The organism is Rathayibacter sp. VKM Ac-2754, assembly GCF_009807095.1.
Lineage (GTDB): Bacteria > Actinomycetota > Actinomycetes > Actinomycetales > Microbacteriaceae > Rathayibacter.
Genome location: NZ_WUCC01000001.1, coordinates 482193 through 493439, shown reverse-complemented (window position 1 = coordinate 493439; position 11247 = coordinate 482193). Strand labels below are relative to the sequence as shown.

Sequence of the window (11247 nt, the reverse complement as noted above, 5' to 3'; positions counted from 1 at the left end):
GGGATCTGTCCGGTGTCCGGGACTCTGCGGAGCGAGGGGGTCCGACGGGATCCGCTGCTTCGCCTCTGCGGTGGGGGCGAGAAGTGCCGGATGCCGGCGCTGGCCTCGCATCGGTTCGACGGAATCCGCCGCTTCGCAGCCGTGATGGGGGCGAGGAGCGTCCAGCGGAGGCGACCTCGCGGCCACAGCGGGTTCGCGGATGCCCTCCACTGGCGTCCACGCGCCCCGAGGGCATATAGTCAGCCGGCTGACTAAATCGAGGAGAGGCTCCGGCATGCGCAATCGCAGGTGGATCGGACTGGTCGTCATCAGTCTCGGCGTAGCGACGATCATCGTCGACTCGACCATCGTGAACGTCGCGATCCCGTCGATCGTCGCCGATCTCGGCATCACCTCGACGCAGGTGCAATGGGTGCAGGAGTCGTACACCCTCGTGTTCGCGGCCCTCCTGCTCGCCTTCGGCACCCTGGCCGACCGGTGGGGCCGACGCCGGATGCTGATCATCGGCATCTCGCTGTTCGCCCTGTCCTCGATCGCCGCGGCGTTCGCTCCCACCGGCGACCTGCTGATCCTCTCGCGGGTGGTGCAGGGCATCGGCGGCGCGATGGTGCTGCCGACCACGCTGTCGCTGATCAACGCGACCTTCCGCGGACGCGAGCGCGCCGTGGCCTTCGCCGTCTGGGGCTCGACCATCGGAGGCATGACCGCCGTCGGTCCGCTGCTCGGCGGCTGGCTCACGACCGACTTCTCGTGGCGCTGGGCTTTCGGCATCAACATCCCGCTCGGCATCGTCATCGTCGTCGGCGCGCTGCTCTTCGTCGACGAGTCGCGTCAGGCCGACGGCCGCCGGGTCGACCTCGTGGGCGCCCTGCTGTCGGTCGTCGCCTCCGCCGCGCTCGTCTTCGCGCTGATCGAGGGCCGCACGCTCGGCTGGTGGGGCGTCGACGAGCGCCTCTCGGCCGGCGACTGGAGCTGGCCGCTCGATCTCTCGCCGGTGCCGATCGCCTTCGCCGTCGCCGTGCTCGCCGGAGTCGCCTTCGTGCTCTGGGCCCGGGCGCGCGAGCGGGCGGGCCGCTCGGCGATGCTCTCGCTCGAGCTCTTCCGCCTCCCGTCGTTCCGCAACGGCAACGTGGCCGCGATGATCGTCTCGCTGGGCGAGTTCGGCATCATCCTCGCCCTGCCGATCTGGCTGCAGAACGTGCTCGGCTACTCGGCGGTGCAGACGGGGCTGGTGCTGATCGCCCTCGCGCTCGGCTCGTTCGTCGCCTCCGGGTTCGCGGGCGCCTACGGCAACCGGGTCTCGCCCGTGCTGATCGTGCGGGTGGGCCTCGCGGCCGAGATCGTCGGAGTCGCGGGCATCGGTGCCGTGATCTCCGACTCGACGCCGTGGTGGGCGCTCGTGCCGTTCCTCGCCGTCTACGGCTTCGGCGTCGGCCTGGCGACCGCACAGCTGACCGGAGTCGTGCTGCGCGACGTGCCGGTCGAGCGGAGCGGCCAGGGCTCGGGCACGCAGTCGACGGCGCGCCAGATCGGCTCGGCGCTCGGCATCGCAGTGCTCGGGACGGTCCTCTACGCCTCGACCGCCGCGACGCTCACGGCGTCGCTCGAGGAGCAGGGTCTGCCGGCCGCGCAGGTCTCGAGCACCGTCGACGCGGTCGTCGACTCCTCGGGCGCCGCCATCGCCGGGCTGGCCGCCTCCGACGCGACGGCCGACGTCGCCCGGGCGGCCGAGGAGGCGTTCTCGGACGGCACCCGATACGCCGCATTCGCCGCGGCGGGCTTCCTCGCGATCGGCTTCGCCGCGACCCTCTCCCTCGGGAGCGGTCGACCCGAGGAGGTCTAGGCCGTGTCGAACAAGATCCCGCGTGCTCCGCTCGTCCTCATCGCACGATCTGCGGCGTCGGGAATCTCGACCACTGCACCGCAGTGGCCTTCGATTCCCTCCTTGCAGCTCGCACGACCAGGCCGTGCTCGCGACGGCGGTCTCGTGCTCAACACGACCTGTCAGCTCAGCTGCGCCGAGTCGTCGGCCGTGAACACGATCTTCCCGTGGGTGCGGTCGGTGCCGGCGGCCCGGCGCTTCAGCACCTCGACGACGTCCTCGAGCGGATGCACGGCACCGGTCTCGGGCCGCAGGTCGCCGGAGGCGGCGAGCGAGACCGCGCGTCCGATCCGCTCGGCCGTCGCCGTGACGATCAGGTTCTGCACGCGCGGGCGGTCGCGGAGCACGACGCCCGCCGCCTGGGCGCCGAGTGCGGCGCCGCTGGGCACGAGGGTCGCGTAGCGGCCGCCGTCGGCCAGGAGCAGCGCCGCGTCGGACGCCGGCAGATGCCCGGAGACGTCGACCACGACGTCGAAGCGGCCCGCGAGCACGCCGAGGTCGAGCGCCCGGTAGTCGTGCGGCTCGGCGCCGAGGCCCCGCAGCAGGTCGGCGGAGGAGGCGGAGCCGGTCGCGGCGACCGTGCACCCCGCGCGCACCAGCAGCTGCACCGTCGGGTCGCCTATCGCGCCGGAGCCGCCGCCGACGAGCACCCGCTCGCCCGCGTGGACCCGGAGCGCATCGACGAGGCCGATGGCCGTGCCTCCCGACATCGCGAGCGTCACGCCCTGGACGAAGTCGAGGGAGTCGGGCAGCCGGACGAGCGCGGTGCTCTTCGCGATCGAGGCGTCGGCGAAGGCGTCGCCGTCGCGGGTCATCCCGACGACACGGTCGCCGATCGAGACGCCGTGGGCACCCGGGCCGAGCGCCTCCACGGTGCCGGCGATGTCGAGTCCGAAGCCGAACGGGCGCCGCCGGCCGACCTTCATGATGCGCGCGCTGCCCGAGAGGATCTTCTCGTCGGTCGCGTTGATGCTCGCCGCGCGGGTGCGGACGAGGACCTCGCCGCGGCCCGGCATCGGCAGCGCCGCGGTCCGCCACGAGAGGACGTCGGGCCCGCCGAAACGTTCGTAACCGAGTCGTCGCATGGTGCTCCCGTTCGCCTGGGCCGCCGTCGCGGCTCCGCGCTGCTCGTCCGGCCTGCGCCGCTGTCACGGCTCCGGACAAGCCTAGGCGGTGGCGTGGGAGAGGCGCTTGAGCTCCGTGTCGACCCCTCGGGGCGGAGGGATCGCCGGTGCTACCGTGCCCCCATGAGCGCAGACACGAGTCCCGAGTTCTCCGGCTGGAACGGCGAGGGCCTGAGCGGTGCCGACCCGAGCGGCGCGGGCGGCGCCAGGGCCCCCGACGACGTGCAGCCCGCCGACGCCGAGGTCGAGGAGAGCACGACTCCCGACGAGAGCCGCGACCCCGATCACGGCTACGACCCGATGGCCGAGAGCGGCTCCGAGAACGCGGCAGAGGACGAGGTGACCGACTCCGAGGACGAGGAGGGACTGCTCGCCCCCGGCAGCACCGCGGAGGGCAGCGGCACCTCCCTGGGCGCCGTCCCCTCGGAGCACGCCGAGCCGCTCCGAGCCGAGGGCTCCGCCGGCCAGCTCGCCGACGAGCGCTGGCGCGACAACGGCGTCGACCCGCTCGGCTGACCCGGATCCCCCTGTCGAGGGGCTGCCCGATGTCCAGGAACTACCCCGGTGGCTCGGAGGAGTCCCTCCGGCGCGCCCCGTAGCGTGCCGGGAGCGCGGCCGGACCGGTCGCGCGGACAGGGAGTGCCATGTCGTTGTTCCTGAACCGCACCCGGGAGGTCCGCTGGACCCCGGATGAACGTCGGGCCCTCGCCGAGGCCGTCGCCGAGGACCGCGCGGAGCTGTGGCGCGGGATCGGCGAGCTCGACCGCACCGTCGTCGTCTCGACCGAGGATCCCGGAGTCCGCGGCGGCGCCCGATGGCCCACCGATCACCGGGCGTTCCTCCGCGTCGATCGCGGCGCCTCCGTCGTCCTCGCCACCGACGGCCTGAGCGACCCGTTCGACCGGCTCGCCCGCCCCGGCACCGGTCTGGGTCTCGAGCTGTGCCTCGAGACGTCCGCCCTGCGCGGAGTGCCGACGGCCGAGCTCTCGAATCACTGGCAGTTCCATCTGCTCTACGAGTCGGCCCGGCTCGCGGCGCTGCAGGGCATCTGCTGCCGCGCCGGGATCGGCACCAGCCGGCTGACCGGCGTGGCCGCCCCCGGCTCCTGGACCGACGAGACCGGCGGTGTCGGGGTGCTCCTCGGTCTGCGCAGTGCGTGCCTCCCCGAGCGGATGGAGCTCGCGACGGGCCAGGCCGAGCTCGTGACCCTCACTCCGCTGTGGCCGGAGGAGTACGCGGTGGCGAGCGTCGACGCGGCGGCGTCCGCCGAGATCGCGGCGAGGCTCGGTGCGCTGCCGTGCGACGAGCTCGTGCACACCGCGCGACCCCGCGTGGTCTGAGCCGGGCCAGGGCTCAGTCGCCCTCGGGCTCCGGCCCGACGATCATCTCTCCCGTGTTGTTCGCGCTCGCGACGAACTGCTCGATCCAGACACGGTTGAGGCCGGGGCGCTTGCCCACCTGGAAGCGGAAGTGCAGCGGAGTCGTCGGGTGGATCCACACCGAGCTCCGGCCGAAGCCGGTCGCCTCGGGCTCCGACCACGAGAGGCTGAACGACTCGTTGCGGCGCATCTTGGTGAACATCGCGACCTTGAGATGCGCCAGAAGGCGGTCGTCGAAGTCGATCTCGAGTGATTGCGGCCCGTAGATCAGTCGTCCCATGCTGCCGAGCCTACCGATTCGGTTCGGCGCCGAGGGACACGGGCCCGGTGAACGCGGTCCGGTGAGTCGGGCCGTCACCGAGGAGAGACGACGAACGCCCCGCCGGCCGGATCCTGGGATCACGGCCGACGGGGCGTTCGCTGAGCTGGAGGGCTCGAAGTCGGAGAATTACTCGCCGACGCCGCGGATGTTCGCGGCCTGCGGGCCCTTGCGGCCCTGCTCGACGTCGTACTCGACGTGCTGGTTCTCGACGAGCTCGCGGTAGCCCTGCTTCGCGATGGCGGAGAAGTGCGCGAACACGTCGGCGCCTCCGTCGTCGGGAGCGATGAAGCCGAAGCCCTTTTCGGAGTTGAACCACTTAACGGTGCCAGTAGGCATGTCTTTTCCTTACGTGATGGTGACGCGGCCGGGGCCGACGTCGTCTAGATTCCGCACGAGTGTGCGGCACCCGACCGGCTCCGCCTCTGCGCGGATGAATCACGCGTCGGGAGGGAGTCGTTCGGGTAGTCATGGGGGCGGAGTGCGCTGCTCCCGAGGGAGGCAGGGACTCTGCGGGGGAGAACGTCCCGCGAGCCGACGGAGTCGGTGGGGCGGGGGTCGAACGAGGAACGGCGCGGCTTCCGCGGCGTCCTGTGAAGGGCGGTACCCGCGTGCGAGGCGGGCGTTCGAACCGTGCGATCAAGGCCTGAGCAGCAAGGCTCTGCGCCGTCGATCGCGGCGGTCTCTATCAGGGGCTGAGTCTCTTCGTCTTGCGACTTCTCAGCCGTGGAATTCGGGCGAATGCCCAGGAGATGTCTCCAGCCTACGCGATGGGAGCGGCCGAGCGCGACCGGGGGCCGCAACTCGGCGTCACGCGCCGCTCCGATGGTCCGGCTGGAGAAGGAGGAGTCAGCCCTACCGGAGAAGAGGAGTCGGCCCTGCCGGCGAAGAGGACTCGGCCCTCCCGGCGCGGAGGACTCGAGCCGTCCGTGCCGTCGTCCTCGGCGATGTGCCACGATGATCCCCCGTCCACCGTCTCCGTGCCGCTGCACCGCAGGGAGCCTTCCTCGCCGAGGTCTCCGTTGCCCGCTCCGAGAACCCGCGGCCGATCGTCCGGCACCGCGCTCCGCCGCGAGCAGGCCGACGTCGGGATCGTCTGCGCCCGGCTGGCGGGCGGGATCTTCACCGCCGCCTCCGCCCTGCACCTGCCCACGCTCGCCCCGCCCGGTCTGGCCGCCGCCGCGCCGATGCTGATCCTGCTCGCGCTCGCGACCGCCGTCCTCCTCGTCGGGCGCCGCCCGGGCCGCGCCGGCGCCCGCGCTCTGGTCGCCGGCACCGTCCTCGGCTTCGCGGGTCTCGTGGCCGCGCTCGCTCCGGGGATCGACGGCACCGTGCCCGCCGTGATCGGGAGCGTCACGATGATCGCGTCGATGGCGGTGCCGTCGGCGCTCTTCGCGATCGGATCGGCACGGCGCCTCCCGCTGATCGCCCTCGCGGGCATCGCGCCCGTCCTCGTCCTGGCCCTCGCCGCCACCTGGGAGTCGGGCCGCGGGTTCTTCGTCGCCCTCTCGGTCGTCGTCTGCTGGGCGGTGCTCGCGGCCGCGTCGCGCTGGCTCGCCGCGAGCGTCGAGCGCGCGCACACCGGCACGGAGCAGCTGCGCACGGCGCACGCCGCCGAGCGCCGCTCCAGCGAGAGCGAGGCCCGGCGCCGGTACGACGCGCGACTGCTGCACGACACGATCCTCAGCACCCTCACCCTCGTCGCGCACCGCGGCGAGGGGGTCGCTCCCGACACCATGAGGTCTCAGGCCGCCGCCGATCTCGAGCTGCTCCGGCGCCTGGACCGGCCGGGAGCGCACGAGGCCGCCCCGGCCGGCTCGGAGCCCGTCCCGCTGCCCGGGGCGTTCTCCGCGCTCGGGCGGCGCTACGAGGCGGTCGGACTCGAGATCACCTGGCACTCGGTGAGCGGGGCGGGCGCCTCGGAACCCGCGTCGCTCGCCGGTCCGGCGCTCTCGGGCCCCGCGCTCGACGCGCTCGTGCGCGCCACGGGGGAGTGCCTCGAGAACGTGCGGCGGCACGCCGGAGTGCTCGCCGTCGACGTCACCGTCGCGGAGGACCCGCGGAGCGTCCGGGTCGCCGTCTCGGATGCGGGGAGCGGCTTCTCGCCCGGCGAGGTCGCCTCCGACAGGCTCGGGCTCGCCGAGTCGGTCGCCGCCCGCATCGAGGCCGTCGGCGGCAGCGTCCGGGTGTTCTCGGCTCCGGGGGCGGGCACGACCGTGCTGCTGAGCGTGCCGCGATGAGCCGGCGCGAGCATCCGGCCGAGGAGGGCACGCTCCTCGAGCTCGTCCGTGCGGCCGAGACCGGGTCGCGGACGCTCGAGTCGGTCCGCGACCGGATCAGGCGGACGCACCGGCTCACCGCGAGCTACTTCGGACTCGGCTTCGTCGGGATGGCGGTGCTCATCGTGATCCGGGGGCTGGCCTCGTTCCTCTGGGCCCTCAGCTCGTTCGCGGTCACGTGGCTGAGCGGTCTCGCCTGGCTGATGGTGATCGCGGGGCTCGTGATCGGAGTGACGATCGCGCTCCTCCGGCGGGGCGAGCTGCCGAAGGGGGTGCTCGCCCTCGTCCTCGCGCTCGACACGGCCGCGCTGCTCCTCGAGTTCTCCGACTTCGGTCTGGGGGACCCGTCGCGGACGTACTACCCCACGGTCTGCGTGGGCATCGGAGCGACGGTGATGGCGCTGATCTCGTTCCAGCCGCTCTCGCGCACCTGGGTGGCGACGGGCCTCCTGGTGGGTCTGAGCGGGATCGGGATGCTCCTGCAGGCGCTGGTCGACCACCGCGGTCCCGGTCTGGCCGTCACCACCGTCCTGCTCGCGCTCGCCCCCGTCGTCGTGTGCGTCTCGCTGATCGCGACCCTCGATCGCCGCGTGGACCGCGCTCTCGACCGCTCCATCGCCGACAGCGTGGTGGACGGGCCGGGCACCGGGCCCGGCAGCATCGCCTCCTCCGAGATCTCGAGGGTCGACGCGCGGATCGGCGACCTGCTCGGGCAGGTGCGGACCCGGCCGATCGACGACGACCTCGGCGAGCGGGCCCGGCGACTCGGCGACGAGCTGCGCACCGCGCTGGCCCGCAGCCACGACCAGACCTGGCTGGGCATCGCGATCGAGGAGTCGGCGCACCTGTCCGAGACGGTGTCGCTCGAGGATCCCGGGAAGCTCGCCGCGGCGCTCGGCCCTCCCGCTCGCGGGCGGCTGCTGTCGGTGCTCTGGCTGCTCTCGGCGCCGTCGGCCTCGTCGAGGCGCCCCGCGATCGGGCTCACCGTCTCGGGGGCCGAGGGCGCGTCGGCCGTGACCCTCGTTCTGGAGGCACGCGGCGTGCGGTCGCGCGACCTGGACGCGGCGATCTGGGGCATCCTGAGCGAGCTGGGCGACTATCGGGTCGCCGCGGTCGGCGAACGCACCACACTCCGCCTCGACCACGCCGTCGGACGGAGGACCTCGCCATGAGCGACGCCGAGGCGACGGGCGCGGCAGACGTCGCGGATCCGGCCGAGATCGCCGTCGCGATCCTCGACGACCACCCGATCCTCCTGACCGCCCTGACCGACTGGATCCACCGCTCGGAGTCGCGCATCAGCGTCGTCGCGACGGCGAGCCGCTGGATCGACCTGCTCGCGCATCCCGCTTTCCCCACCGACGTCGTCCTGCTCGACATCGACCTGGGCGACGACCTCGACCTCGCGATGAAGATCCGCACCCTGACCACCGCGGGCGCCGCGACGATCATCATCAGCACGCACTCGCACCCCGAGGTGATCGCCCGCGCTCTCGACGCCGGGGCCTGCGGCTACCTCGTCAAGAGCGAGCCGACCGAGGTCATCATCGACGCCATCCGCAGGGCCGCGGCGGGAGAGCGGGTGCCGACCTCCGGGGCGCAGGCGGCGGTGACCGGAGGCGGCGCGGGTCTCCTCAGCGCGCGCGAGCGGCGGATCGTCGGCCTCTTCGTCGACGGGATGTCGCTGAAGCAGGTCGCGAGCGCCCTCGGGATCACGCAGGACGCCGCGCGGAGCTCGCTCCGCAGTGCGCGCGCCAAGTACCGGATCGACGGCAGGAGCGTCAGCACGAAGATCGCGCTGCGCGCTCAGGCGCTGCGCGACGGCATCATCCGCAAGCACTGACGGCGCAGGGGCTTCGGTGGCCGCGCACGGGATGCGCGGTGGACAGGGCAGGTCTCCGGCCGGAGGGCCTGTGCGGCGTATCGGGTCCGTCGCACGAGTGATGCTGCCACGCCTCCGTCCCCATTTCGAGGGTCCGGCATTAACGGGGGGCAGATGCCACCCTTGCGGGTGTCAGACGGTCTCGCGCCGCTTCTGCCGGGCGGGCTCGGCCGGCTGATCGGGCCCGTTCCAGATCGAGACGATGCCCCAGGCCACCGCCGCGATCGGCACGGCGAGCACGGCTCCGACGATGCCGGCCAGGACGGTGCCGATGGTCAGCGCGATCAGCACGATCAGCGGGTGCAGCTTGAGCGAGCGGGCCATCACGACGGGCTGGAGGAAGTTGCCCTCGAGCTGGTTGACCACGATGACGACGATGATCACGATCAGCGCGGGGCCTGGTCCGCCGTCGACGAGTGCGACGAGTGCGGCGAGGATCCCGGCGGCCGTGGCTCCGACGATCGGGATGAAGGCCGTGATGAAGACGATGACGGCGAGCGGGATCGCCAGCGGCACCTGGAGGATCGCGAGGGCGACTCCGATCCCGATCGCGTCGACGGCGGCGATGGTCGCCGTGCCGCGGACGTAGCCGCCCAGGACGTCGACCGCCTTGCCGCCGACGCGCTGGGCGCGGTCGTAGCTCGAGCCTGTGAAGGGGCGGAGGAGGAACTCCCAGATCTTGGGGCCGTCCTTCATGAAGAAGAAGAGGACGACGATCATCAGCACGAGGCCGGTGACGAAGTTCGCCGCAGCTGCTGCGCCCGCCAGAGCACCGGAGCCGAAGCTGCTCGAGGTGAGGAAGTCCACGACGCTCTGGCGCGCGTCCTCGATCTGCTGCTCGTCGATCTGGAACGGCAGGTGCTGCACGTAGTCCTGCAGCGACGAGATGCCGTCGGAGGCGCTGCTGACCAGCTCGTCCCACTGGTTGCGCACGGCGACGGTGATCAGCCAGCCGACGGCGCCGAGGATCGCGAGGAGGCCGAGGAGCGCGATCCAGGTGGCGAGGATCGACGGGACGCCCTTCCGGCGCATCCAGGCCAGCAACGGGTGGATCGCCGAGGCGAGGATGATCGCGATCATCACCGGGATGAGCACGATCGTGAGCTGCGTCATCGCGAAGACCAGCACGGTCGCGAGGGCCAGGACGATGATCACCTGGAGGCAGCGGAGCGCGAAGCGGCCCGCTCCGTCCCTCCACACCGTCGGTGCCGGTACCGGTGCCGGCGCCGGAGTCGGCTCGGGACGCGGCTCACGGTCGGGGGTCGCGGGTCGGACGGTGCGGTCGAAGAAGCCCATGGGGTGAAACGTAGTGGAGCGGGGGATCGGCCGCCGCGGGTTGACGGGGCGGACCGGGGCTGCGGGGCCGCATCCCGCCCAGCCGTCCGACGAGTCAGGACCTGTGCTGGATCCGTCGTCTCGACGACGTATCGCCGATGAATAACACCCCAGAGCGGGGCGATCGCACCGATCCGGTGCCGGATCAGTTGCTCTCGCGACGGAATGCGCACTATGGTCGCGATGTCCATGCAAGCGTATGGGGTGCGGCACCCGAAGCCGCACCGCAGCACTGCGCCTGCTCGCGATCGCCTCGACGGCCGGGGACCCGAAACTCCCGTCCGCACCGAGAACACCGCCCGCGTCGAGAACCCGAAGCTCTCGCGCAGCACGACAGGGAACCCGAAACTCCCGGTCGCGTCACGGCGGATCCCACCCCGGAACACCCGCACACCCTGGAGCTCTACCCCTATGTCCACCACCCCTCCGCGGGGTGACTCCGGCACGCCTGCGCGCCTGCCTGAGTCCTCCGCCGTGCCCGCAGGCACCCCGTCCACCGATCGCCGATCCCTCGTCCGCGCCGCGCTCTGGAGCACCCCTGTGGTCGCGATCGCGCTCGCCGCACCCGCTGCCGCCACCTCCGCCGCTCCCGAGCCGCCCGTGAGCCGCACGACGTCGACCCTCGTCTTCGACACCTGGCAGAACAACGCGCACTGGGACGGCTCCGGTCACCGCACCGGCATCGACACCCGCATCCAGGTGCAGAACCGGTACTGGTCGGGCTCCGACCACCCGATGGTGGGGGCGCCGGTGCCGACGCTGTCGGTCCGCGTGCGCTACCCGGCGTCGGCGCGGGTCGGCGCTCGCCCGGTCGCCCTCGCGGGCGAGGGCTGGAGCTGGACCACCGCGACGGCCGATGCCAGAGGCGCCGTCGAGTACGTCTTCACCTGGTCGGGGGCGGCGCTCGCAGCGTCGCGCTCGACTCCCGAGCTGACGTACACGCTCAGCGCCGACGTCCCCGGTCAGGTGCGGCTCTCGGCCACGGCCTCCGCGCCGAACGCCGAGACGGTCGCCGCCCCCTCCTGGGGCGACACCGCCTACTGATCC

General features: G+C 72.6%; 11 protein-coding genes. 7 read left to right on the top strand and 4 right to left on the bottom strand.

What is annotated here, in order from left to right; genetic code table 11:
* The first annotated feature begins 274 nt into the window (after window positions 1-274).
* Window positions 275-1843, top strand: coding sequence for a DHA2 family efflux MFS transporter permease subunit (locus GRS92_RS02470; RefSeq protein WP_159852954.1), 1569 nt, complete (start codon window positions 275-277; stop codon window positions 1841-1843).
* A gap of 161 nt (window positions 1844-2004) precedes the next feature.
* Here the strand turns inward: GRS92_RS02470 and GRS92_RS02465 are convergent, their stop codons facing one another.
* Complete coding sequence (locus tag GRS92_RS02465; RefSeq protein ID WP_159852952.1) at window positions 2005-2967, bottom strand: NADP-dependent oxidoreductase; 963 nt, start codon at window positions 2965-2967, stop codon at window positions 2005-2007.
* Between the two features lie 162 nt (window positions 2968-3129).
* On the opposite strand from GRS92_RS02465, the gene GRS92_RS02460 reads away from it, so the two are divergent.
* Entirely contained in the window at window positions 3130-3522 is a 393-nt protein-coding gene (locus GRS92_RS02460) for a hypothetical protein (RefSeq protein WP_159852950.1), read from the top strand.
* A gap of 128 nt (window positions 3523-3650) precedes the next feature.
* Window positions 3651-4346, top strand: coding sequence for a hypothetical protein (locus GRS92_RS02455; RefSeq protein WP_159852949.1), 696 nt, complete (start codon window positions 3651-3653; stop codon window positions 4344-4346).
* Window positions 4347-4359: 13 nt separating this feature from the next.
* Here the strand turns inward: GRS92_RS02455 and GRS92_RS02450 are convergent, their stop codons facing one another.
* Together GRS92_RS02450 and GRS92_RS02445 are read right to left on the bottom strand one after the other, a co-directional pair.
* Window positions 4360-4665, bottom strand: a complete 306-nt coding sequence (locus tag GRS92_RS02450) for a DUF7882 family protein (protein ID WP_159852948.1) — start codon at window positions 4663-4665, stop codon at window positions 4360-4362.
* A 168-nt stretch (window positions 4666-4833) separates the two neighbouring features.
* Window positions 4834-5043 carry a cold-shock protein gene (locus GRS92_RS02445; protein WP_055786246.1) on the bottom strand — a complete coding sequence of 70 codons (210 nt, stop codon included), beginning with the start codon at window positions 5041-5043 and terminating at the stop codon, window positions 4834-4836.
* A gap of 683 nt (window positions 5044-5726) precedes the next feature.
* On the opposite strand from GRS92_RS02445, the gene GRS92_RS02440 reads away from it, so the two are divergent.
* The 3 genes from GRS92_RS02440 to GRS92_RS02430 are packed head-to-tail and all read left to right on the top strand — an operon-like array spanning window position 5727 to window position 8826.
* Window positions 5727-6944 (top strand): sensor histidine kinase, encoded by a 1218-nt coding sequence (locus GRS92_RS02440; protein ID WP_159852947.1) that lies wholly within the window; start codon window positions 5727-5729, stop codon window positions 6942-6944.
* Window positions 6941-8155, top strand: a complete 1215-nt coding sequence (locus GRS92_RS02435; RefSeq protein WP_159852946.1) for a hypothetical protein — start codon at window positions 6941-6943, stop codon at window positions 8153-8155. The genes GRS92_RS02440 and GRS92_RS02435 overlap by 4 nt, the downstream gene beginning before the upstream one ends.
* A complete protein-coding gene (locus GRS92_RS02430) occupies window positions 8152-8826 on the top strand; it encodes a response regulator (RefSeq protein ID WP_159852945.1) in 675 nt (224 codons plus the stop codon). The genes GRS92_RS02435 and GRS92_RS02430 overlap by 4 nt, the downstream gene beginning before the upstream one ends.
* 171 nt (window positions 8827-8997) lie before the next feature.
* On the opposite strand, the gene GRS92_RS02425 is transcribed toward GRS92_RS02430, so the two are convergent.
* Window positions 8998-10161: an AI-2E family transporter gene (locus GRS92_RS02425; protein WP_159852944.1), complete on the bottom strand. Its 1164-nt coding sequence runs from the start codon at window positions 10159-10161 to the stop codon at window positions 8998-9000.
* Window positions 10162-10674: 513 nt separating this feature from the next.
* Between GRS92_RS02425 and GRS92_RS02420 the strand changes: the two genes are divergently transcribed.
* Entirely contained in the window at window positions 10675-11244 is a 570-nt protein-coding gene (locus GRS92_RS02420) for a hypothetical protein (RefSeq protein WP_235021775.1), read from the top strand.
* Window positions 11245-11247: the final 3 nt, after the last annotated feature.